23 protein-coding genes and 2 tRNA genes are annotated in these 22,789 nt (G+C 29.0%); 5 read left to right on the top strand and 20 right to left on the bottom strand.

What is annotated here, in order from left to right; genetic code table 11:
- Positions 1–3 precede the first annotated feature (3 nt).
- Genes tmk through rarD form a run of 5 tightly spaced genes read right to left on the bottom strand, consistent with a single transcriptional unit; the run spans position 4 to position 4,369 of the window.
- Positions 4–615, bottom strand: a complete 612-nt coding sequence (gene tmk, locus ABXT53_RS03305) for a dTMP kinase (protein ID WP_415291219.1) — start codon at positions 613–615, stop codon at positions 4–6.
- On the bottom strand, positions 608–1,759 hold the full coding sequence (locus ABXT53_RS03300; protein WP_415291218.1) for a D-alanyl-D-alanine carboxypeptidase family protein: 1,152 nt from the start codon (positions 1,757–1,759) through the stop codon (positions 608–610). The genes tmk and ABXT53_RS03300 overlap by 8 nt, the downstream gene beginning before the upstream one ends.
- Entirely contained in the window at positions 1,752–2,510 is a 759-nt protein-coding gene (locus ABXT53_RS03295) for a hypothetical protein (RefSeq protein ID WP_415291217.1), read from the bottom strand. The genes ABXT53_RS03300 and ABXT53_RS03295 overlap by 8 nt, the downstream gene beginning before the upstream one ends.
- On the bottom strand, positions 2,500–3,501 hold the full coding sequence (locus tag ABXT53_RS03290; protein WP_415291216.1) for a lytic murein transglycosylase: 1,002 nt from the start codon (positions 3,499–3,501) through the stop codon (positions 2,500–2,502). The genes ABXT53_RS03295 and ABXT53_RS03290 overlap by 11 nt, the downstream gene beginning before the upstream one ends.
- Positions 3,488–4,369 (bottom strand): EamA family transporter RarD, encoded by an 882-nt coding sequence (gene rarD / locus ABXT53_RS03285; RefSeq protein WP_415291215.1) that lies wholly within the window; start codon positions 4,367–4,369, stop codon positions 3,488–3,490. The genes ABXT53_RS03290 and rarD overlap by 14 nt, the downstream gene beginning before the upstream one ends.
- A 92-nt stretch (positions 4,370–4,461) precedes the next feature.
- Here rarD and ABXT53_RS03280 point away from each other — a divergent pair.
- Positions 4,462–4,551 (top strand) — tRNA-Ser (locus tag ABXT53_RS03280).
- Here ABXT53_RS03280 and ABXT53_RS03275 read toward each other — a convergent pair.
- Positions 4,552–4,818: a succinate dehydrogenase assembly factor 2 gene (locus ABXT53_RS03275; protein WP_415291214.1), complete on the bottom strand. Its 267-nt coding sequence runs from the start codon at positions 4,816–4,818 to the stop codon at positions 4,552–4,554.
- 24 nt (positions 4,819–4,842) lie between these two features.
- Here ABXT53_RS03275 and ABXT53_RS03270 point away from each other — a divergent pair, with 24 nt between their 5' ends.
- The gene (locus ABXT53_RS03270) at positions 4,843–6,894 is read left to right on the top strand and encodes an ATP-dependent DNA helicase RecG (RefSeq protein WP_415291213.1); all 2,052 of its coding nucleotides are present in this window, start codon (positions 4,843–4,845) and stop codon (positions 6,892–6,894) included.
- Here the strand turns inward: ABXT53_RS03270 and ABXT53_RS03265 are convergent.
- Positions 6,891–7,505, bottom strand: a complete 615-nt coding sequence (locus ABXT53_RS03265) for a DUF502 domain-containing protein (RefSeq protein ID WP_415291212.1) — start codon at positions 7,503–7,505, stop codon at positions 6,891–6,893. The genes ABXT53_RS03270 and ABXT53_RS03265 overlap by 4 nt on opposite strands.
- A gap of 124 nt (positions 7,506–7,629) precedes the next feature.
- Here ABXT53_RS03265 and ABXT53_RS03260 point away from each other — a divergent pair, with 124 nt between their 5' ends.
- Positions 7,630–8,457, top strand: a complete 828-nt coding sequence (locus ABXT53_RS03260) for a M48 family metallopeptidase (protein ID WP_415291211.1) — start codon at positions 7,630–7,632, stop codon at positions 8,455–8,457.
- A 20-nt stretch (positions 8,458–8,477) separates the two neighbouring features.
- Here the strand turns inward: ABXT53_RS03260 and ABXT53_RS03255 are convergent.
- The 6 genes from ABXT53_RS03255 to ssb form a co-directional block, all read right to left on the bottom strand.
- Positions 8,478–8,553 (bottom strand) — tRNA-Lys (locus ABXT53_RS03255).
- A gap of 199 nt (positions 8,554–8,752) precedes the next feature.
- The gene (tgt, locus tag ABXT53_RS03250) at positions 8,753–9,865 is read right to left on the bottom strand and encodes a tRNA guanosine(34) transglycosylase Tgt (protein WP_415291210.1); all 1,113 of its coding nucleotides are present in this window, start codon (positions 9,863–9,865) and stop codon (positions 8,753–8,755) included.
- A gap of 17 nt (positions 9,866–9,882) precedes the next feature.
- Entirely contained in the window at positions 9,883–10,437 is a 555-nt protein-coding gene (locus ABXT53_RS03245) for a peptidylprolyl isomerase (RefSeq protein WP_415291209.1), read from the bottom strand.
- Complete coding sequence (gene coaD / locus ABXT53_RS03240; RefSeq protein ID WP_415291208.1) at positions 10,430–10,924, bottom strand: pantetheine-phosphate adenylyltransferase; 495 nt, start codon at positions 10,922–10,924, stop codon at positions 10,430–10,432. The genes ABXT53_RS03245 and coaD overlap by 8 nt, the downstream gene beginning before the upstream one ends.
- Complete coding sequence (gyrA, locus tag ABXT53_RS03235) at positions 10,924–13,473, bottom strand: DNA gyrase subunit A (protein WP_415291207.1); 2,550 nt, start codon at positions 13,471–13,473, stop codon at positions 10,924–10,926. Before gyrA ends, coaD begins: the two co-directional genes overlap by 1 nt.
- Positions 13,474–13,478: 5 nt before the next feature.
- Positions 13,479–13,940: a single-stranded DNA-binding protein gene (ssb, locus tag ABXT53_RS03230; RefSeq protein ID WP_415287056.1), complete on the bottom strand. Its 462-nt coding sequence runs from the start codon at positions 13,938–13,940 to the stop codon at positions 13,479–13,481.
- Positions 13,941–14,028: 88 nt separating this feature from the next.
- On the opposite strand from ssb, the gene uvrA reads away from it, so the two are divergent.
- Both uvrA and ABXT53_RS03220 read left to right on the top strand, forming a co-directional pair.
- Positions 14,029–16,908 (top strand): excinuclease ABC subunit UvrA, encoded by a 2,880-nt coding sequence (gene uvrA / locus ABXT53_RS03225; RefSeq protein ID WP_415291206.1) that lies wholly within the window; start codon positions 14,029–14,031, stop codon positions 16,906–16,908.
- Positions 16,909–16,935: 27 nt separating this feature from the next.
- On the top strand, positions 16,936–17,529 hold the full coding sequence (locus ABXT53_RS03220; protein ID WP_415279084.1) for a urate hydroxylase PuuD: 594 nt from the start codon (positions 16,936–16,938) through the stop codon (positions 17,527–17,529).
- 2 nt (positions 17,530–17,531) lie between these two features.
- Here the strand turns inward: ABXT53_RS03220 and secF are convergent, their stop codons facing one another.
- From secF to tatA, 7 genes are read right to left on the bottom strand one after another with little or no spacing between them, the layout of a single operon-like run.
- A complete protein-coding gene (gene secF, locus ABXT53_RS03215) occupies positions 17,532–18,419 on the bottom strand; it encodes a protein translocase subunit SecF (protein ID WP_415276266.1) in 888 nt (295 codons plus the stop codon).
- Positions 18,420–19,973, bottom strand: a complete 1,554-nt coding sequence (gene secD / locus ABXT53_RS03210) for a protein translocase subunit SecD (RefSeq protein WP_415291205.1) — start codon at positions 19,971–19,973, stop codon at positions 18,420–18,422.
- A 12-nt stretch (positions 19,974–19,985) separates the two neighbouring features.
- Positions 19,986–20,270: a preprotein translocase subunit YajC gene (gene yajC, locus ABXT53_RS03205; RefSeq protein WP_168606286.1), complete on the bottom strand. Its 285-nt coding sequence runs from the start codon at positions 20,268–20,270 to the stop codon at positions 19,986–19,988.
- Between the two features lie 53 nt (positions 20,271–20,323).
- Positions 20,324–21,583 (bottom strand): serine--tRNA ligase, encoded by a 1,260-nt coding sequence (gene serS / locus ABXT53_RS03200; RefSeq protein ID WP_415291204.1) that lies wholly within the window; start codon positions 21,581–21,583, stop codon positions 20,324–20,326.
- Complete coding sequence (tatC, locus tag ABXT53_RS03195; RefSeq protein WP_415276262.1) at positions 21,576–22,340, bottom strand: twin-arginine translocase subunit TatC; 765 nt, start codon at positions 22,338–22,340, stop codon at positions 21,576–21,578. The genes serS and tatC overlap by 8 nt, the downstream gene beginning before the upstream one ends.
- Positions 22,327–22,548, bottom strand: a complete 222-nt coding sequence (gene tatB / locus ABXT53_RS03190; protein WP_415291203.1) for a Sec-independent protein translocase protein TatB — start codon at positions 22,546–22,548, stop codon at positions 22,327–22,329. Before tatB ends, tatC begins: the two co-directional genes overlap by 14 nt.
- Before the next feature lie 5 nt (positions 22,549–22,553).
- Entirely contained in the window at positions 22,554–22,760 is a 207-nt protein-coding gene (gene tatA / locus ABXT53_RS03185) for a twin-arginine translocase TatA/TatE family subunit (protein WP_271505205.1), read from the bottom strand.
- Positions 22,761–22,789 lie beyond the last annotated feature (29 nt).

Genomic DNA, 22,789 nt, shown 5'->3' with positions numbered 1-22,789 from the left:
AATCTAAATTAAATCGTTAATTTTATTTAATATTATATTTTCATTAAGATCTATATCTAGATTTGAATTTATTTTAATATATTTTTTAGGATTTTTTTTTAATATTTTTATAAAACCATTTTGTACCTTTTCATAAAACTTGCTGTTAAATTTATCGTATCTGTTAAGCTTTTTTCTTAGTCTAAGTCTTTTTTTCATATTTGATAAATTAACAGTATTCAAAAATGTAAAATCAACTTTAATATTTCTTAAAAGATGATTGTTGATATTTTGTATAAATTTTAAGTTTACACCCATTCCATAATGTTGGTAAGCAATTGTTGAGTCTGAAAATCTATCTATAAGTATTATTTTTTTACCAGCATTTAGTCTTATAATTTCTATATTTTCACTTCTTGCAGAAAGATAAAGTAGTAAATCAGTTTCTTTATTAAATGTAGACTTGTTATCTAGAATTAGATTTCTTATTTTTTCTGAATTTTCACTACCACCAGGTTCTCTAATTTTAATAAATTTAATTTTTTTACGTGTTAAGTAATTTGCAATTTTTTTTATGTGATGAGATTTACCAGTGCCCTCAATACCTTCAAATACTATTATTGGTTTTTTAGACATCGCCCCAAATTAAAAAATTAATTGATTTTATTAACCTTGAAAAAACATTTAATTTTTTAACATTTTCATAAGCAAGTAAATCATATTCTTCAATTAGTTCACCATCAAAGGTTAACTTTAATTTTCCCAAAATATCATCTTTTTTAATAGGAGCTTGAATTGGACCATTATAATTCAATGATACTTTCAATAGTTTTTTTTTTGCTTTTGGAATAGTTTTATAGATATCATTTTTTATATAAGTTTTAACAGTATCTTTTTTACCTAACCAAACATCTATATCTTCTATTGGTGTGTTTGCTTTTGTGATTTCAACTAAGTCAAAATTAGTTATGCCCCAGGTTAATAGTTTAGCACTTTCGCGAGATCTATCATTTTTAGTATTGAAGCCACTGCCTACTGCTATTAATCGTCTTCCATTTCTTTCTACAGATGACGCTAGTGAATATTTTTCAACAGCTAAATAACCAGTTTTGATTCCATCTGCTCCTAGACTTTTATATAATAGGGGATTTCTATTACCTTGAGTAATGGGGTCACCCCCTGTTCTATCCCAAGTAAATTCTTTTTCTGCAAAATACTTATATTCTTCAGGAAATTCTTTAATAAGATATCTGGACATAAGCATAATATCTCTTACCGTTGATACGTTTTCGGTATTATTAATCCCAGATGAATTAGCAAAATTAGTATTTTCCATTCCTAATTCTTTAGCTTTAGCTGTCATCATCACTGCAAATTCATCCTCTGTACCAGCTATACCTTCAGCTAACGCAACACATGCATCATTACCAGACGCAATAATTATTCCTTTAAGTAAATTTTCCACACTAACTTCATCACCAACCATTATGAACATTGAAGAATAGCCAGCTGACGAAAGTCTCCAAGCATTCTCGGACACTAAAAATTTTTCATCTAGATTTAAATCACCACTTCTAATTAAATCAAACGCAATAATGGTAGTCATAATTTTTGTCATTGATGCTGGATAGATTGATTTATCAGCATCTTTTTCAAATAATATTTCACCTGAAAGATAGTCTTGTAATATTGCTGTTCTAGCCTTTATATCAAACGCAGCATTAGAATTAGCTGTTAGTAAGAGTGTCAATAAAATTGTTATAAGTCTTAATTTAATCATTTTTTATAATTTCGATATTTTCAAATTCAAGTATGCTTATATCATTAAATGATTTTTGTAGAGAGTTAATGTTATTAAAAGGACCAGCGTATACTCTATATTTTTTTTCATTAATTTTTTTGATTTTAGCATCCCTAATCTTTGTTTCTTTAATGATTCTATCAACTAGCAATGATGCTGAATCATTAAAATAAAAATCAGCTATTTTTATTTTGTAAGAAAATTTTTTACTGAATTCATTTTTGGTATTTTTTTCTTTAATGCTAAGATCACTAATATTGATATTGTTAACTGGAGCCTTGTTGGCAACTCTTTTTTCTTCTTCAAATGTTTTTGCTCTTTTTGCTATAAATATTGCGTCTTCTAGTATTTCTAAAATTTCTACATAAGGTTCATTTTCATTTAACTTTATTTCATCTACTATTCTCAATGATAATACTGCATTATTAAATAAGGGATAATCAGCATTACTACCAACAGTCGCTATAACAGATTTATTATTTAAAATATTCGTAATTTTAACAATTGTATTTTTTTTTAAATTTTTTTGAAAAATAACTAAGCTCCGTTCGTTAATTTTTTTTGAAATAATCTTATTGTCATATAACTTATCACTATAAATAAGACTAAATCCTTTGTTTATAAATGGATTATCCAATGAATTAGAAATTGTATTTTTTGTTAAGTTAGTTGTTGTACAGTTATTTAACAAAATGAAGCAGCATAAGATTAATAGTTTCTTATAAAACATTTTCAAATTTTTCCTTTAAAGTGCATACTGCTAGGCCAAATCTTAATGATCTATTCCATTGTAGTATTTTTTCATAATTTTCAAAAACTATATAGGCTGGATCTAAATTTTGAGCATCAGGTATAATATCTTTATCTGGTGTTATTATTGATGCAATCAAATTTTCGTCAACAAAATTAAAACTATCCTCATTAATTAAATATTTTTTTAATAGTTTAAACTTATTTTTATTGTGAAGTTTTTTTGCAGATGTGTTTAATATATTGTTAGGTATATTTTTTTTTAATTTGACTTTTATGAAACAAGGTTGGTTTTTCTTCCATCCTATTTTATTTATATAGTTAGCTGCAGAAGCAAATGAATCTATAGTTGATTTAAGCTCAATAATGTTATTTTTATCATAGTCTATCGCATAGTTGTCTATAGTAGAGGGCATAAATTGAAAAAAACCGAAAGCACCTGCCCACGAACCATATAAAATATCATGGTCTATTTTCCCTGCATCTATTAATTGAAGAATTGTAATTAACTCATTAGTAAAAAAATCAGATCTTCGTTGATCATAACTTAAAGTTGCAAGAGATGATAATATATCCATTTTTCCTACATAAGTTCCAAAATTAGTCTCTATCCCCATCAAAGCTAAAAGTAACTCTTTCTCAACTGAAAATTTATTATCTATCATATTTATGAAATCTTTATTCAATCCATAAAGTTGAGTACCCATATTTATTTTTTGTTTAGATGCTCTCTTCGTTATGTAAGTTTTTGTATCTTCATAGAACTCGGGTTGAAAACGGTCATATTTTATCACCTTGGGTAAAAATACAACATCAGACATTGCTAGATTGAATGTCTTTTCTGAAATTTTTTTTTCTAAAGCATAAACTTTAAAATCTACCAACCACTCATTAAATTCATTTTCATTGGCATTTAATGTTCCGTGGATAATCGTGAAAAATATAATTATAAAATATTTAATTATTTTCATATAAATCTTTTAAATAAATAATTACAGCAATCCATATTAAAATGAAACTTAATGATTTATCAAAAGAAAAAGCCTCATCATAATAAAAAAAGCCTAATAAAAACTGAAATGTTGGAGTTATATAGAAAATCATTCCAGTGGGTCCAAGACCACAAAGCTCAACACCTCTTACGTATAGAAATAGAGGTATAACAGTCATTGGTCCAGCTATCATTAATATTAACATTAATAAAGGATCATTCAAACTAAAGATATTTAGATTGTTTTTAAAAAGTAAAAAAAATGCAAATAAAGCAAACGGTAATATGAAAAGACTTTCTATTAAAAGGCCAACATCAGTGTCAACATTAACTTTTTTTCTAAGAAGGTTGTAAAAACCCCAACTTAGAGCAACAATTATTCCGACCCAAGGGATTGAGTGAAAACTTTTAAATAAGAGAAATAATATAGATAACAAAACTAGCAGTATGGAAAGGCCTCTTCTTTTATTTATTTTTTCACCATAAAAAATATATCCCAAGAATACACTTAAGATAGGCATAATAAAATAACCAAAACTTGCATCAATAATTTTTTCTGTACCTACAGCATAAATCCAAGTTGCCCAATTTATAAAAATTAATAAGCTTGAAAAAAATAAATAAATTATACTCCTTTTATTTTTCATAATTTTAAAAAAAACATCCCATTTAGAAAAATAAAAAGTAGTTATTATTAAAACTACAGATGTCCATACGCAACGATGGATCACTACCTCTATGGACCCGGCAAAAGAAATATATTTGAAGTAAATAACCCCAATAACACCCCACCAAAAAGATCCCAATGCAGTTAATCCTATACCTTTATTGAATTTTTGCTTTTCCATAGTAATAAAATTATACCTATTAAATGATTATCTGTTTAATTTATCAATTTTATTGTTGAATTAAAAATTTATAATAATAAAACGTTGCTAACGGAGAGATGGCAGAGCGGTTGAATGCACCGGTCTTGAAAACCGGCAAAGGGGCAACTCTTTCCTGAGTTCGAATCTCAGTCTCTCCGCCACTATTCACAGACATATTTATAATTTTTAAAAATCTCTGAAACTTTATTTAGCTTAATTTGAATTGTTAAATTTTGACCTTGATTAAATTTATAAAGATTTTCATCATCATAATCCAACAAATCACATAAAAACTTTAACTCTTGTTCGTTAAATTGATCAATATATTTTTTAGTAAATGAACCTAGTAGTTTATCCATTTCTTTTGTACCTCTATAGTTGGCTCTATAAATTATTTTATTTTTTAAATCCTTTATATTAATGGTCATAAAAATTATTATATTATACCTAACATGAAAAATAAAAATAATTACGATTATTTATTGGCAGATCTCACTAAATTAAATGGGGTGGGTAAAAAAACCATGGAAATTTTGAAGAAAAAAAAAGTAAATAATATTTTTGACTTACTTTGGAGATTGCCTAAATCTTATACAGACAGAACGCTTGTTAGTAAAATTTGCGACCTCCAAATAGGTGTTATTCAAACTATCAGAATTGTTCCTCTAAAATATCAATTTCCAAGAATTCGAAACTTACCAAATAGAGTTAATTGTATTGATGAAACTGGAAAGATTGATTGTATATTTTTTAATAGTCATGAAGGATATGTGAGGAAAATTTTACCGTTAAATGAAGAGGTGACAATTAGTGGTAAGATAAGTAATTATAAAGGGCGATATCAAATAACAAATCCCACGTATATTTCACAAGACAGCTCTTTAATTGAAAATATTGATAATAAATATTCGTTAACAGATGGAATTACTGAAAAAACCTATAATAAAATCATTAATCAAATATTAAAAAACTTACCTACTTTAACTGAGTGGCACGATAAAGACATATTAAAAAATTTTAACAATCAAAGCTGGAATGAATCAATAATAAAATTACACGATCCAAAAAATATTGAAAATTACAAATCTGATTTCTATAAAAGGCTTGCTTATGATGAAATACTGGCATCATTTTTAGTTAATTCAGAAATTAGAAAAAAAATAAAAAAAATAAAAAAAATATCAAAAAATTTTACTGAAAAAGCCCATAATAATATAGTTAATAAATTAGATTTTACTCTCACTAATGATCAAAAAATTTCATTAAATGATATCAATAATGACCTAAATTCTAAAAGTAAAATGTTTAGACTTTTGCAGGGTGACGTTGGAAGTGGCAAAACTATTGTTGCATTAATTTCTTCTTTAAGTGTCATTAGTTCAGGGTTCCAAGTTGCATTAATGGCCCCTACTGAAATATTAGCTAGACAGCATTATAGTTTGGCAAAAAAACTATTTCCCAAAAATATTAAAATTGAATTACTTTCCAGTAAGAGTGAAAATAGTGAAAAAAAAAGAATTGTAAAAGAATTAGAAAGCAATGAAATTCAAATGGTTTTTGGTACACATGCAATTTTTCAAAAAAAAATAGTTTTTGCAAACCTTGGTTATATTATAATTGATGAACAGCATAAATTTGGAGTTAGGCAAAGAAAGCTTTTATCAGATAAGGGTGGTGATAATTGTGATGTTCTTTTAATGTCAGCAACGCCAATTCCAAGAACACTAACTATGTCAGTTTATGGCGATATGGATGTTTCTATTATCAAGGAAAAACCAAGTAATAGAAAAGAGGTTAAAACTTATAGTAAATTAGAAAGTAAAATAGATGATGTTATTAATTTTGTAAAAAAAGAAATAAAAGAAGGAAACCAAATTTTCTGGGTATGTCCCTTGATAGAAGAATCAAAAAAATTAGATCATCAATCGTCAGTTACTAAGTACAAATTTCTTAATGAAATTTTCCCAAATAACGTTGCATTACTTCATGGAAAAATTGACAATGAAGAAAAAGAAGAAATATTGAATAAATTTTTAAATAAAAAATATTCAATTTTAGTTTCAACAACAATTATAGAAGTTGGTATTGATTTTCCTAATGCCAATGTAATCATAATAGAAAATGCTAATAAATTTGGATTATCACAGTTACATCAATTAAGAGGCAGAGTTGGACGTGGAACAAAGCAAGCTAGTTGTATATTGATGTTTAAGTCTAATTTAACTGTTAATGCTAAAAAAAGAATAAATATCTTAAAGAATTCCAATGATGGTTTTGAAATTTCAGAAGAAGATATGAAGTTAAGAGGTTTTGGTGATTTGCTTGGGTTTAAACAAAGTGGAGTTAAAAATTTTAGATTGGCGGACCCTATTCAAAACGAAGACTTATTTTTAATGGCAGAAAAACAAATTAAAAAAATAGAATTAGAAAATATTGATATTAGAAAATATAAAGCATTACTCAAGTTATACGATCAAGCAGATATAATTAACGATATGGTTTAGCTTTTTGGCTTAGAGGTTCCCGCCGAAACTATAAATTTTGACGCTTCTTCAAAAGTCATATCCAAATAAATCAAATCTTCTTTTGGTATCATTAACAGAAAGCCACTTGTTGGGTTGGGTGTTGTTGGAACAAAAACATTAACCAAGTTAATATTTGTTTTAGCTTTAATTTCACCTGTATTTTCTTTGGTGGCAAAACCCACTGCCCAAGATCCTTTTCTTGGATACTCAACTAGCACTACACTTTTTTTATTACCCTCTTGCTCTCTAAAAGAATCTGTCATTTGTCCAATCGCAGAGTAAATAGTTCTTAGTATTGGCATTCTTTTAAATAAATCGTCAATTATTTGTAAAAATTTTTTACCTATAAAAGTTAATGAAAGGCCACCGACAACTGTAATAAAAATAATTGTTAAAATTATTTCAATACCTGGAATTGCATATGGAAGATAAGTATTAGGATTTAATCCTGATGGTACTAAATTTGTTGAAAAATTTATTAAGAATTTGCTTAGATAAAGTGTAAACCCAATCGGTATTAAAACAATTACACCTGTGAAAAAATAGTTTCTTAATCTAAGAGCTAATGATTTTTTTTTCTTAATAGGCATAGATAATTTAGTTATAACTAGAAAAAACAACAAATGAAACGGCTATAATGAAAAGTGTAACTAAGATTTTATTGTTTAAATTCATAAAAGTATATAATTATATGATTATCAAAATTTTAATAAAATGAATAGAAGAAAATTTTTAAATTATGTTGGGTGTGGATGTTCAGGTTTGATGTTAGGTGCTTGTTCTACAGCGCCAATAACTGAGAGAAGGCAATTAAAAATTATACCTGAATCTAAATTAAACGCTCAAGCAGCTCAAATTTTTGAAAAGGTTAAAGAAAAAGAGAAAATGAGTGATGATACTAAAACACTAAATGAAATTAAAGATATTGGAAAAAGAATGGAAGACTCTATATCTGAATATTTTTATAGAGTGGGTTTAAACGATCCTACTGTTAATTTTGATTGGGAATATATTTTAATAGATAATGAAAAAGTTAAAAATGCTTGGTGTATGCCTGGTGGTAAAATTGCTGTGTACACAGGAATACTTGATGTTACAAAAAATACAAATGGTCTTGCATCAGTCATGGGTCATGAAATTGCACATGCTGTTGCTAAACATTCAGTTGAAAGAGCAAGTAGAAGTGCACTCTTACAAACTGGAACATCTTTAATTGATATTTTTTCAGGTGGAAAATTAAGACAGATCAATCAAGCAACCGGCATGAACACTGTAGGACTATTATCCCAAATAGGTATAATGAATCCTTTCTCAAGAACCCAAGAAAGTGAGGCTGATTACCTGGGAATGATTTTTGCATCATTATCTGGTTTTGATATCAGGGAAACTAAAAAGTTATGGGAAAGAATGAAAGCAGAAAATAAAGGCAAAGAACCTCCTGAATTTATGAGCACACACCCATCATCCTCTAAAAGAATAAAAGATTTATCAGAATGGGAAAACAGTGTCATTTTAGACTATCCACCGATTACAATTAGTTAATATTTTAGAGGTTATTTTAGTGGTGAGCCCTGATGGACTCGAACCATCGACCCATTCCTTAAAAGGGAATTGCTCTACCAACTGAGCTAAGGGCCCACATATAAATTAATGAAGTTAAGATAAATGTTTTTTTTTATTTAATTTTAAAAAAAAACTTTTGGTGAAGTCTTCTTTAAAATTTTTAAATTTCTTTACACTTAAAAATCTAAACAATAAAAAAATATCAAACTTGAATAATTTTTATTACCAAAAACAATTATTTATTCCATAACATCACAAATTGCAAATATTTAAATTACAACTTATCAATGTATTCATCATGAAATTTATCAAATGTACCTTTTTTAATATTTTCTCTAATAGAAGACATTAATTCTTGATAAAAGTTGATGTTATGTAAGGTTAAAAGTGTAGAACCTAGTATTTCATTCGTATTAAATAGATGATTTAGATAGTTTTTTGAATACTTGTTAAGATTTAGATTTGAACAATTTGGATCAAGAGGCTCATTGTCATTTTTAAATTTATTATTTTTAATATTTATTCGACCTTTCCAAGTAAAAGCTAAACCGGTTCTTCCAGATCTTGTAGGCATAACACAATCAAACATATCAACACCTCTCTTAACAGCCCCCAGAATATCAGCTGGAGTTCCTACACCCATTAAATATCTTGGTTTATTATCAGGCATAATATTTTTTAAATCATCCAGAACACTAAACATTTCATTTTGACTCTCCCCTACTGCAAGACCTCCAATCGCATAGCCATCAAAGCCAATTTTGATTAACTCATTAAGAGATTTAGTTCTTAAATCTTTGAATAAACCACCCTGGACTATTCCAAATAAAGCTTTGTGAGGGTTTAAACCAAAAGCTATTTTAGATCTTTCAGCCCAATATATGGATAGTCCCATAGATTTATTTATTACGTCATAATCGGTAGTTTTTTTGGGACACTCGTCCATAATCATAACAATATCTGAGTCTAATCCTTTTTGCACTCTTATGCTTTCTTCTGGACTTAATATGAATTTTTTACCATCTACATGAGAGTTAAATATTGCACCTTTTTCTCTGTCTACTTTATTTAATTTTGAAAGTGACATAACTTGAAACCCACCTGAATCTGTAAGTATTGGAAGTTTACAATTCATAAACTTGTGAAGTCCTCCTGCAGAAATTATTCTATCCACACCAGGTCTAATCATTAAATGATAGGTGTTAGATAATATTATCTCAGCACCAGTTTTAATAACATCATCAATAAGGCAGGCTTTTACAGTTGCCTGTGTACCGACAGGCATAAAAGCTGGTGTTTGAATGTTTCCTCTATGGGTTTCAATAATACCAGTTCTTGCAAATTTATCATTTTCAATGACATTAAATTTGAAATTTTTTAATGTCATTGAAATGTGTATTAATATTATTTAAAGCTAATAATTTTATCTGGGTTAGAAACGGAACCGTTATTATTTTGGTCTCCTCTTTTGATTTTATCGACTAGGTCCATACCTTCAATAACTTTACCAAAAACAGTATATTGTCTATCTAGGAATGATGCCTCTTTGAAACAAATAAAAAATTGACTATTAGCACTATTTGGATCTTGTGATCTAGCCATAGACAAGGTTCCTCTTTCATGAGGTAAGTCACTAAATTCTTCTTTAAGATCTGGTAAATCAGAACCACCCATTCCTGCTCTTTTTAGGTCAAATTGGTCATTAGAAGAGTTACCAAACTGTACATCTCCTGTTTGAGCCATAAAGCCATCAATTACCCTATGAAAAACAACGCCATCGTACTTCCCATCTTTGGCTAATTGTTTAATTCTTTTAACATGGTTAGGGGCAACATCTTCAAAAAGCTCTATTTTAATGTCTCCATCTTTAAGTTTTAAAATCATTATATTCTCCTCTGCGATTATATTGTTGGTTAGTATAAAAAATAAAATTAAAAATTTTGTTATAAATTTATTCATATTTCTCTTTTAAAGACTTTATTGTACTTTTTGTAGTAAATTTTTTTATATCACCTTTTAGTCTCACTATTTCTTTAACAAATCTTGATGAAATAATTTGATTTTCAACATCAGACATTAAAAAGATTGTTTCTATATTGTTATTTAATTTTCGATTCATTCCAGCTAATTGAAATTCATATTCAAAGTCAGATACAGCTCTTAGACCCCTTAAAATAATATTAGATTTGTATTTTTTACATAAATCAGTTGTTAACGATGTAAATGAAACAACTTCAATCTTTTTTTTATCAAACTTTAAATCAACAAATAGAGCTTTTTTAATTAACTGTATTCTTTCAAGTGAATTAAAAAGATAATTTTTATTAGTACCATCAGAAGCAGCAACAATAACTTTATCAAATAACTTTAAAGCTTTTTTTATAACGTCAATATGACCAAAAGTTATTGGGTCAAATGTTCCAGGATATACAGCAACTTTTTTCATTACTCCAAGTTATCATCAATTTTTATTGCCGAAACAACTTTTTCATCACCGGATAATTTGATAATTCTTACACCCTGAGTATTTCTTCCAGCTGTTCTTATCTCTTTAACAGCAACTCTAATTACTCTTCCTTTATTTGTTGAAATCATTACATCATCGCCTTCAATAACTGGAAATGAGGAACATATACTACCGTTTCTTGGTGAGTTAATAATTCCAATTATACCCTTACCACCTCTATTGGTAACTCTATATTCATTGTTCAAAGTTTTTTTGCCATATCCATTTTCTGTAATAGATAAAACAAATCTTTCTTCAGACTTTGAATCTTTTTTTGTTTTTTCTTTATTTGCTATTGAGAGAGAAACGATCTCATCGTTAGGTGATAACTCAATACCTTTGATACCTTTAGACGATCTACCCTTAAATATTCTTAGTTTTTTTGATTCAAATCTAATGCATTTACCATTTTTTGTACTTAACATTACATCCTGATCATCCTTACAAATTTCAACGCCTACAATTTTGTCATTAGGGTCTAACTTTATTGCAATTTTTCCAGCTGAATTAATTGAAGAAAAATCTTCTAAACTATTTTTTCTAACTTTGCCTTTTGCAGTTGCAAAAACAATTTGAAGATTTTTCATGTCGCTTTCATCATCTGGAAATGGCATTATTGAACTGATAGATTGATGATTCTTTAAGGGCAAGATGTTGAATAGAGATTTACCTTTTGATGTAGTTGATCCTTCAGGTATTTTCCAAGCTTTAATTTTGTATACAAGTCCTTCTGTTGAAAAGAAAAGAACAGAAGTACGAGTGTTAACTGATAAGGTTTGAACCACAGAATCTTCATCTCTCGTTGTGATCCCAGATTTTCCTTTACCACCTCTTTTTTGTTGTTTGACACTACTTAAAGCTCCTCTTTTAATGTAGCCCTGAAGAGTAACTGTAATAATCACTTCTTCTTTTTGAATAGTCTCTTCAATATCATAGTTTAAAACAGCATCTATAATTTTAGTTCTTCTTGGAACTGCAAATTTTTCTTTGATAGTTTTAAGCTCTTCACTTATTACGTTTAAAAGTTCTTTTTTAGAATTAATTATTTTTTTATAACCTTTAATCAGGTCAGCTAATTTTTTAATTTCGACTTCTATTTCATTAATTCCAAGAGCTGTAAGTTTTTGAAGTCTAAGTTCTAAAATAGCAATAACTTGAGGATCTGTTAGTGAGTATAAATTTTTTCCCTTTTTATCCTCAACAAGTGAAATTAGCTTTAAAGATTTATTTATTTTCCACTTAATGCTTAATAATGATTTTTTGGCATCATCAGGAGTTTTTGAAGACCGTATAATTTTTATAATTTTATCTAAGTTCTCAACAGATACTGATAACCCTATAAGGATGTGAGCTCTGTCTTCAGCTTTTTTTAAATCAAACTTAGTTTTTTTGATTACCACGTCTTCACGGAATGTTAAGAAATTTGATAAAAATTCTTTTAAATTACAAATTTTAGGTTTGCCATCAACAATAGCTAAAGTGTTAAATCCAAAGGAGCTTTCTATAGATGTATTTTTATAAAGTAATCTTTTAATAGTTTCTGGTTCAACACCATTTCTTAAATCAATAGCAACTCTAATCCCTTCTCTGTTAGATTCGTCTCTAATATCTTTTATTCCCTCTATTTTTTTCTCTCTAACAAGTTGGGCAATTCTCTCATTTAAAACTGATTTATTTACTTGATATGGCACAGAAGTTATAACGAGTCTCTCTCTACCATTTTTTTGTGCTTCAACACTAATTTCACCTCTAATTTTAAACGACCCACGACCTACATTATATCCAGCTTTAATAATTTCTTTTCCAATGATGACACCACCTGTTGGAAAATCAGGACCTGGTATATGTTTCATTAACTCTTTAATTTTAACATCTTTATTTTCAATTAAAGCTAATGTTCCATCTATAATTTCACCTAAATTATGTGGGGGAATGCTTGTAGCCATTCCCACGGCAATACCACCTGCACCATTTACTAGTAAATTAGGATATTGAGCAGGTAAAACTGTTGGTTCTTTTTCAGTTTCATCGTAATTACTTTTATAATCAACAGTATTTTTTTCTATATCATCAATTAAGTATTGAGAAACTTTAGCTAATCTTGTTTCCGTATATCTCATAGCCGCAGCTGGATCTCCATCAATAGATCCAAAGTTACCTTGGCCTTGAACAAGAGGTAAACTCATAGAAAAATCTTGAACCATTCTGACGAGAGCGTCATAAACAGATTGATCTCCATGTGGGTGATATTTACCAATAACATCCCCAACTATTCTTGCAGATTTTCTAAATTGTTTTGACCAATCGTAGCCACCTTTATACATGGCAAATAATATTCTTCTATGAACTGGTTTAAGTCCATCTCTAACATCAGGAAGAGCCCTACTCACAATTACACTCATTGCATATGACAAGTACGATGAACTCATCTCATCATGCATTGAGATAAGTTTAATATTTTTGTCTTTAGGTATTTCTGTGTCTTTCATAGAAACTAAAATGGAATTTCGTCATCCATATCATTAGGTGCTTGGGGGCTATCATCAGGATTGCTAGCAACAGCTTGCGAATTGTCATTTTGAATACCACCACCGCCAGTGTTTCCACCACCCAACATAGTAAGTGAAGAATTATATCCTTGAATTACAATTTCAGTTGAATACTTGTCTTGACCAGATTGTTCATCTTTCCATTTTCTAGTCGTTATCTGTCCCTCAACATAAATTTGAGCACCTTTTTTCAAATATTGCTGAACAACATTGACTAACCCTTCATTAAATACAACTATTCTGTGCCATTCTGTTTTTTCTTTTTTTTCTCCAGTTGCTTTATCTTTCCAAGATTGGCTAGTAGCTAAACTTAAGGTAGCAAGACTTTTGCCATTCGACATTTGTTTGATTTCTGGGTCTGCGCCTAAACGCCCAATTAATAATACTTTATTTAAACTTCCAGCCATAATATTTATAATTCTTTATTAATTTAATTAATTTTATATCACAATATAAACTCAATATTAATTTTATTAATTTAAAGCAACTAAAATTATGATTAAAAAGATAGTTATTAAGGGTGCAAAAGAGCATAACTTAAAGAATGTTTCAGTAGAAATACCTAAAGATCAGTTTGTTGTAATTACTGGTCTTTCTGGTTCAGGAAAATCCTCATTAGCATTTGACACTGTCTATGCCGAAGGTCAAAGAAGATACGTTGAAAGTTTATCAGCTTATGCTCGTCAATTTTTGGATAAAATGAAAAAACCAAATGTTGATCTTATCGAGGGATTAAGTCCAGCTATAGCCATAGAGCAAAAAAATACATCTAAAAATCCAAGATCAACTGTTGCAACAGTTACTGAAATTTATGATTATATGAGAGTGTTGTATGCAAGGGCTGGTGTTCCCTACTCACCATTCACAGGAAAGCCAATTACATCGCAAACGATAACTCAAATCGTTGATTTAATAAAAAAATTACCAAAAAAATCTACAATTTATATTTTTGCTCCTGTGGTTAGAGGTCGTAAGGGTGAGTATAGAAAAGATATTTTAAGTTATAAAAGAAGAGGTTTTAGAAAAATTAAAATTGATGAAGTCATATACGAAATAGACAATGCACCTAATTTAGATAAAAAACTCAAGCATGACATATCTGTTTTAGTTGATAGAATTGTCTTGAATTCTAATCTTGGTAATAGACTTGCTGAAAGTATTGAGACAGCTGTAAATTTATCAAATGGATTGGTATTTGTTGAGTACGAAGATGAAACATTGCCACAAAAATTTAGAAAAATTGAAAAATTAATTTATTCTACAAAATTTGCATGTCCAGAAAGTGGTTTTACAATTGAAGAGATTGAGCCAAGACTTTTTTCTTTTAATAGTCCATATGGAGCATGTGCCGAATGTGAGGGTATAGGTATTAAATTGAATGTAGATCCAAATTTAGTAGTTCCTGATGAGAAAAAAAGTATAGCTGATGGTGCTATAGAACCATGGGCCAAATCAACAACGCTATATTATGCTCAAACCTTAGCCTCTATTGCTAAACATTATGGAATTTCTTTAGATGAGAGATGGAAAAAACTTCCAAAAAAATTTAGAGATGTAATATTGTTTGGATCGGATGAAGAAGAAATTAAGTTTGTTTATGATGATGGTTATGAAAAATATTCTCATAAAAAAACCTTTGAAGGTGTAATAAATAATCTTGAAAGAAGATTTCTTGAATCTGACAGTGAATGGAAAAGAGAAGCGATAGCTGAATACCAATCTGATTCTGCTTGTGAAGGATGTAACGGTAATAGATTAAAAGAAGAAGCCTTATGTGTTAAAATTGATAATCAGAATATAAGCGAAGTAACTAAAAAATCTATTTTAGATGCAGCTAAATGGTTCAAAGGTCTAGAGCAAAACCTTGATAAACGACAATTTAAGATAGCAGAACATATTTTAAAAGAAATTAATGAAAGACTAACGTTCCTTTTAAATGTTGGGCTTGAATATTTAACATTATCGAGAGAGTCAGGAACTCTTTCTGGAGGTGAGGCTCAAAGAATAAGACTCGCGTCACAAATTGGTTCTGGATTAACTGGTGTATTGTATGTACTTGATGAACCTTCTATCGGGTTGCATCAAAAAGATAATATTAAATTAATAAATGCATTAAAAAGACTAAGAGATTTAGGTAACACTGTAATTGTTGTTGAGCATGATACGGAAACGATGGAAAATGCAGATCATATAATAGATATGGGTCCAGAAGCCGGAACTAATGGTGGTGAAATAATTGCACAAGGTACTTATGATGAAATACTAAAAAATAAAAATAGTATTACTGGTCAATACTTATCTCATAAAAAGTATATAGAAATTCCAAGAACTAGAAGGCTTGCAAAAAATGGAAGATTTGTTGAAATTAATGGTGCTAGTGGAAATAATTTGAATAACGTTAATCTTAAAATTCCAACAGGAAGTTTTACTTGCGTAACTGGTGTTTCAGGTAGCGGTAAATCAACACTAATATTACAAACATTATATCATGCATTAAATTTAACCTTGAATAACAAAGCTAGAAAAGTCCCTAAAGAGTTTAAGAGTTATAAGGGTGTGGAGCTTATAGATAAAATAATTGATATAGATCAGTCTCCTATTGGAAGAACACCTAGATCAAACCCAGCAACTTATACAGGAGCTTTTGGCCCCATTAGAGATTGGTTTACAGCACTACCAGAGTCAAAAACAAGAGGATATAAGCCAGGCAGATTTTCTTTTAATGTTAAAGGTGGAAGATGTGAAGCTTGTGAAGGTGATGGTGTAATTACATACGAGATGCACTTCTTACCTGATGTTTATATCCAGTGTGATGAATGCAAGGGAACCAGGTACAATAGAGAAACTCTAGAGATAAAATTTAAAGATAAAAGTATTGCCGATGTATTGGATATGTCTGTGGATGAAGGATGTGAATATTTTGAAAATATTTCAAATATTAAAACAAAACTATTAACACTAAAAAAAGTAGGCCTTGGCTATATAAAAATTGGTCAACAGGCAACAACACTATCTGGTGGTGAAGCTCAACGTATTAAGCTTGCTAAGGAATTATCAAAAAGATCTACAGGAAGAACCATGTACATATTAGATGAACCGACAACGGGTCTTCATCAGCATGATATTAAAAAACTACTAGAAATACTTCATACATTTGTAGCTCTAGGAAATACAGTTGTTGTTATTGAGCATAATTTGGATGTAATCAAAACAGCTGATTATATTGTTGATATGGGTCCTGAAGGTGGTGTCAAAGGTGGAAATATTATCGCAGAGGGCAAACCTGAGGATATTATCAAAATAAAAGGCAGTTATACTGGTGAATTCTTAAAACCCTTGCTGGAAGAAAAATTTAAAAAGAAGTTAAAGATTTAAACATTTAGTGTATAAGTGATTCTAATTATGGGTAATTTACTATCATCACTTCCAAAAACTATTCACGCATCATTAGCTTTAGCAATAATTTTTTTTCTAGGGTTATTTTATGGTAATGGTGGTTTTGATTTTGATACAATTTTTTGGAGTTGGTTAACAAGATTAATTCATGTAACGGTTGCTATAATGTGGATTGGTTTGCTTTGGTATTTTAACTTTGTACAAATTCCAAATATGCCAAAAATCCCTGACGAACAAAAACCTGCTATAGGTAAAGTTATTGCTCCAGCTGCATTGTTTTATTTTAGATACGCTGCATTACTGACAGTTCTGTCAGGATTAATTTTAGCTTATCTGAATGGTTATTTACACGATGCTATGACATTAGGTGGTGGTGGAAAAAATACAGCTATCGGTATTGGTATGTGGCTTGGTTTATATATGGCATTTAATGTTTGGTTTATAATTTGGCCAAATCAAAAAAGAGCATTAGGTATGGTTGAATGTGAACCTGATGTTAAAGCAAAATCAGCAAGAACAGCAATGTTGTTTTCAAGAACAAATACTCTTTTATCGTTACCAATGTTACTTTCAATGGTAGCAGCTCAAAACCTTTATTAAATCTACTCGGTATCTTCTTTTAGGATTGTTTTTTGTGAAACTCTAAGTTTTACAAGTATCGGATTAGCTATATAAATTGAAGAATAGGTTCCAAATATAACACCCATTATCATGGCTAAAGAAAAACCTTTTAATATTTCTCCACCAAATAAATAAATTGAAACTAAAGCAAGCAATGTTGTGGCTGATGTAATTATAGTTCTGGAAAGAGTTTCATTAATTGAGATATTTGTAAGTTCATAAATCTTGATATCAGAAAACTTTCTTAAATTTTCCCTAACTCTGTCATAAATAACAACAGTATCGTTCATTGAATAACCAACTATAGTTAAAACGGCGGCAACTATTGATAGATTTATTTCTAGACTAAATAGCGAGAAAAGACCTAGTGTTATAATGACATCATGGAATAAGGCTAAAATAGCACCTAAACTAAATTGCCATTCAAATCTTATCCATATGTAAAATAACATTGCAGCTAGAGATAGTGCAATTGCAATAATACCAGACTTTAATAATTCAGAGCTAACTTTTGGACCTACATTTTCAACTCTTCTAAAATTAAAAGAGCCCCCTAAAGAAGATGTTAAATCTTTTTTAATAACCTCAATAGCGTTTGCACTTGTATCTTTTTTCTCTATCTTAATTAAAAAATCATTTTCATTACCAAATTTTTTAACATTAAAATCTCCTAAATTCATTTTATTAAAAGATTGTCTTAAAGAAGTGACATTGATATTTTTATCATTAGACCTTAGTTCTATTAAGGTCCCACCTTTAAAATCTACACCAAAATTAAGTCCTTTAAAAAATAACAATAGAACAGATGCAACAACCAGACTTAAAGAGATAAGATTAAATAGTTTATAAAATTTATTAAAATTAATCATTTATATTAGGTTAGTTTTTTCTTTATTTCTTACCACGTAAAGACCAGTAAGCATTCTTGCAATAAAATAAACTGAAAACAGTGTAGTAAAAATTCCCACAGCTAAGGTCACAGAGAAGCCTTTAACAGGTCCGGAGCCCATAAAGAATAAAATTACAGCTGCAATTAATGTAGTTATATTTGCATCTATAATTGCAGTTTTTGATTTCACATAACCCGTATCAAAAGCTATTATATTATTTTTTTCTTTCTTGCATTCTTCTTTAATTCTTTCAAAAATTAATACATTAGCATCAACTGCCATACCTACTGTTAAAATGATACCTGCTATTCCAGGAAGAGTTAATGTTGCTTCAAATAAAGTTAAAATACCAACTAAAAAGAATAAGTTAATTAGTAGTGTTATATTAGCAATTAGACCAAATATTTTGTATTTAAAAAACATAAAAATTATAACTAATAAAAAACCAATCATAAGAGCAATAACTCCAGCATTAATTGAGTCTTGACCAAGGTCAGGTCCTACTGTTCTTTCTTCAATTATATTAAGTGGAGCTGGTAATGCTCCTGATCTTAATAGTAGAGCTAAGTCTGTTGCAGATTGGAACGTAAAATTTCCACTGATCTGGCCATTTCCACTTGCTATAGTATCTCTAATTACTGGAGCACTAACAATTTTACCATCTAGAACGATAGCTAATTGCTTACCAATACCGGTACTAGTTGCTTTACCAAATCTTTTAGCCCCCACTCTATCAAGGGTAAATGATACTACTGTTTCGTTTGTTTGATTGTTCATTTGTGGTTGAGCATCCAGTAAATTCTCACCATTTAAGATTATCCTTTTACTAACCATTGCTTCACTAGTTCCATCTTCAAACTGAAGCATTTCAGTTCCAAAAGTGTCATTATTATTTTGAGTGACAAATCTAAATGTTAAATTTGCAGTTTTTCCTAAAAGTGACTTTATACGCATAGGATCATCTAGACCCGGAAGTTCAACTAAAATTCTATTATTACCTCTTTTTAATATATTGGGCTCATTAGTACCAACCTCATCAACTCTTCTTCTAACTATTTCTAAAGCTTGATCTTGTGAAGAAGTTTTGATTTCAATAAGTCCATACTTTGAAAGAGTTAAAGTAAATTCATTATTTTGTATTTCTAAATCAAACTGATGAGATTTATATTGGTTATAATAAGGATTAATATCGCTTTCTTTATCAAGAAAAAAAGTTTCAACTAATTGAGCATTATCATTAGAAACACTAAATATTATTTTTTTATTTTCTATTCTCAGATCATTAAAAGTTATTTTCTTATCTTTTAAAAAATTTCTAATAACAGTTGTTGTATTTTGTAATTTTTGAATTTCAACTGGACCGTTATCAATCTCAAGTAAAAGATATGAACCACCCTGTAAATCTAAACCCAGATTTATCTTTTTTGAAATAAAGCTATCTTCAGAGTTCTGAAAATTTGATGCAGCAATAAAAATAAAAAAAATAGATACTAATGAAACTAAGGTAATTCTTAATTTAGAAAAGTATAACACTTTAGTTAAATGTTATTTTTTTACTTCAGGGGAGTTAAGTAATCCTTGGATGCCTGTAGATTTGATAATTTCAACTTTAACGTTGTCAGCAATTTGCACTTCAACTTTTTCATTATCAATAATTCTTTCAACTGTCCCAATAATACCAGCAGACGTTACAACCTTGTCTCCTCTTGATAAGTTTTCTACCATGGCTTTATGCTCTTTAACTTTCTTTTGTTGAGGTCTTATTAAAAAAAAGTAAAAAATAACAAAAATTAAAATTAGTGGTATAAATTGTCCTATTCCTGAATCCATTTTTCTCCTTGATTAAAGTGAATACTTACAACATCTATTAAATTAAAACAACTTTAAATCTTATTGATTTTCTCAATATTATTCATGTAAGGCCTTAAAACTTCAGGTACAATAATAGAGCCATCTTCTTGTTGATAATTTTCCAATATAGCGACTAATGTTCTGCCGATCGCTAAACCACTGCCATTTAGTGTTCCAACAAAAACTGTTTCTTTTTTTTCGTTTTTATATCTAGCTTTCATTCTTCTTGCTTGAAACGATCCACATGAAGAGCAACTTGAGATTTCTCTATATTTATCCTCAGATGGAAGCCACACCTCAATATCAAAAGTTTTTTCAGCACTAAACCCCATATCACCAGTACACAAAACTATTTTTCTATATGGAAGTTTTAGTAAATCTAAAATTTTAGTTGCACAATCAGTCATTCTATCGAGTTCTGTTAAGCAGTTATCTGCCTCAACAATACTCACCATTTCAACTTTGTAAAATTGGTGCTGTCTAATCATACCTTTTGTATCTTTACCATAGCTACCTGCTTCTTTTCTAAAACATGGAGTTGAAGCAACCATTCGCATAGGAAGTTTTTTTTTATCAATAATTTGATCTTTTACAATATTAGTTAAAATAACTTCGGCAGTTGGAATTAAAAATTTTCTCTCACTAGAATCTTCTAATTTGAGCTCAAACTGATCATTATCAAATTTAGGTAATTGTCCTGTACCATACATAGTAGTATCTGTTGCAATTAGTGGGGGTGATATTTCCTCATAACCATTAGTATTAACATGTGTATCAAGCATAAAATTTGATAAAGCTCTTTCTAACAAGGCCAATTTATCTTTTACAAAAACAAACCTAGAGCCAGTAGTTTTTGTGGCTAGATCAAAATCAAGCATTTTTAAGTTTTCACCTAATTCATAATGAGATTTAGGTTTAAATGTAAAATTATGTATTGTTCCTGATTTAGAAATTTCTATATTTGAATTTTCATCTTTACCTGTAGGAACGTCAGAATGAGGAATATTTGGTATTGATGATAAAATAGTTTCTAATTCATTTTTAACATTAGTTTGTAATTTATTAATATTATCTATTTCAGATGAAATTTTTTTAGATTTTTCAAAAAGTGACTGATCTTTTGACTTTGAAATATCTTTTTTTTCTTTTTCAAGCAGTTCTCTTTGTTGGATATATTCTCTATTGCTCTCATCCAATGATAAAATCTTATCGACATCTGTATCTAGGAATCTTTTATTTAAAGCTTTTTTAAAAGCCTCAATATCATTTCTAATTTCTTTTATATTATGCATTTTTTTTATTTTTCTTATCAATAATGTTTACAGAAAATATAGATAATTCATATAAAATCAATAATGGTATTGCTAGTCCAATTTGAGTTATAGGATCAGGTGGTGTTAATAATGCAGCTGCTGCAAAAATCATTACAACAACATATTTTCTTTTTTCTCTAAGAAACTTAGCATTAACTATGCCAACTCTAGCTAACAGACTAAGAACAACTGGTAGCTGAAAACTTATACCAAATGCAAAAATTAATTTCATTACAAGTGAAAGATATTCACTAACTTTTGCTTCCAATTGGATAGGTAATCCTGTTGAGGCCCCTGTGCTTTCGAAAGAGAGAAAAAACTTTATGGCTAGTGGCATTATTAAATAATAAACAAGCATTCCTCCTAGAAAAAATAATATAGGCGTTAAAACTAGATAAGGAACGATTGCAATTTTTTCATGCTTATAGAGCCCTGGTGCAATAAATTTCCATATTTGTACTAATATATAGGGACAAGTAACAAAGAATGCTGCAAAAAAGGAAACCTTTAAGTATGTTAAAAATGTTTCCTGTAAAGCTGTAAAAATTAATCTTCTATCAGTTCCACTTTCATTTACTGCTTTAGCAAAAGGCTCAACTAAAAAACCATAGAGATGTTCTGAAAAAAAATAACATCCAATAAAAAAGATAAACAAAAAAATAAAAGAATGAATTAATCTTTTTCTGAGTTCAGTTAAATGACTTACAAAGCCACCTTCATTTTCAGATTTTGTCATTATCTTTTTTTTCTTCTATAGGTTTTTCTATTTCATTAGAATTAATATCAAGGTCAGCTACCTCATTTTGTATATTGCTAATATATCTTTTTGTGGTTCCAATCCATGAACCAACTTTTTTTAACATATGTGGAAAATCTTTTGGTCCAATAACAACGATTGCAACAGCTACTACTATTAAAATCTCAAACCAGCCAATAGTGGGCATTTAATTTATTCTTTGTCTTTGCTGTCTTGATTATTTTCTGAAACATTTTTAGGCTCAGGTTCAGACTCATCAGTAATATCTGTAGCCATACCTTTTTTAAAACTTTTTATACCTTTGGCTACATCGCCCATTAAACTAGAGATTTTACCTCTACCAAATAAAAGGACAACTAAGATTACAACAATTGCTATTTGCCAAATTCCAATGCTCATAATATTTTATACCTCTTTTAAATTTAATT

This window comes from Candidatus Pelagibacter sp. Uisw_136, assembly GCF_047720275.1.
Taxonomy (GTDB): Bacteria; Pseudomonadota; Alphaproteobacteria; order Pelagibacterales; family Pelagibacteraceae; genus Pelagibacter.
This window is presented reverse-complemented; position numbering and strand designations above follow the sequence as displayed.

Excerpts from the sequence above, each read along its gene's own strand:
- gyrA (WP_415291207.1), bottom strand. The coding sequence starts at position 13,473 with ATGAAAGACACAGAAATACCTAAAGACAAAAATATTAAACTTATCTCA.
- tatA (WP_271505205.1), bottom strand. The coding sequence starts at position 22,760 with ATGAGCATTGGAATTTGGCAAATAGCAATTGTTGTAATCTTAGTTGTC.
- serS (WP_415291204.1), bottom strand. The coding sequence starts at position 21,583 with ATGCATAATATAAAAGAAATTAGAAATGATATTGAGGCTTTTAAAAAA.
- secF (WP_415276266.1), bottom strand. The coding sequence starts at position 18,419 with ATGATTAATTTTAATAAATTTTATAAACTATTTAATCTTATCTCTTTA.
- ABXT53_RS03260 (WP_415291211.1), top strand. The coding sequence starts at position 7,630 with ATGAATAGAAGAAAATTTTTAAATTATGTTGGGTGTGGATGTTCAGGT.
- tatC (WP_415276262.1), bottom strand. The coding sequence starts at position 22,340 with ATGACAAAATCTGAAAATGAAGGTGGCTTTGTAAGTCATTTAACTGAA.
- ssb (WP_415287056.1), bottom strand. The coding sequence starts at position 13,940 with ATGGCTGGAAGTTTAAATAAAGTATTATTAATTGGGCGTTTAGGCGCA.
- ABXT53_RS03300 (WP_415291218.1), bottom strand. The coding sequence starts at position 1,759 with ATGATTAAATTAAGACTTATAACAATTTTATTGACACTCTTACTAACA.
- yajC (WP_168606286.1), bottom strand. The coding sequence starts at position 20,270 with ATGGATTCAGGAATAGGACAATTTATACCACTAATTTTAATTTTTGTT.
- tatB (WP_415291203.1), bottom strand. The coding sequence starts at position 22,548 with ATGCCCACTATTGGCTGGTTTGAGATTTTAATAGTAGTAGCTGTTGCA.
- ABXT53_RS03275 (WP_415291214.1), bottom strand. The coding sequence starts at position 4,818 with ATGACCATTAATATAAAGGATTTAAAAAATAAAATAATTTATAGAGCC.
- uvrA (WP_415291206.1), top strand. The coding sequence starts at position 14,029 with ATGATTAAAAAGATAGTTATTAAGGGTGCAAAAGAGCATAACTTAAAG.
- ABXT53_RS03295 (WP_415291217.1), bottom strand. The coding sequence starts at position 2,510 with ATGTTTTATAAGAAACTATTAATCTTATGCTGCTTCATTTTGTTAAAT.
- ABXT53_RS03290 (WP_415291216.1), bottom strand. The coding sequence starts at position 3,501 with ATGAAAATAATTAAATATTTTATAATTATATTTTTCACGATTATCCAC.
- coaD (WP_415291208.1), bottom strand. The coding sequence starts at position 10,924 with ATGAAAAAAGTTGCTGTATATCCTGGAACATTTGACCCAATAACTTTT.
- ABXT53_RS03270 (WP_415291213.1), top strand. The coding sequence starts at position 4,843 with ATGAAAAATAAAAATAATTACGATTATTTATTGGCAGATCTCACTAAA.
- ABXT53_RS03265 (WP_415291212.1), bottom strand. The coding sequence starts at position 7,505 with ATGCCTATTAAGAAAAAAAAATCATTAGCTCTTAGATTAAGAAACTAT.
- tgt (WP_415291210.1), bottom strand. The coding sequence starts at position 9,865 with ATGACATTAAAAAATTTCAAATTTAATGTCATTGAAAATGATAAATTT.
- ABXT53_RS03220 (WP_415279084.1), top strand. The coding sequence starts at position 16,936 with ATGGGTAATTTACTATCATCACTTCCAAAAACTATTCACGCATCATTA.
- rarD (WP_415291215.1), bottom strand. The coding sequence starts at position 4,369 with ATGGAAAAGCAAAAATTCAATAAAGGTATAGGATTAACTGCATTGGGA.
- tmk (WP_415291219.1), bottom strand. The coding sequence starts at position 615 with ATGTCTAAAAAACCAATAATAGTATTTGAAGGTATTGAGGGCACTGGT.
- ABXT53_RS03245 (WP_415291209.1), bottom strand. The coding sequence starts at position 10,437 with ATGAATAAATTTATAACAAAATTTTTAATTTTATTTTTTATACTAACC.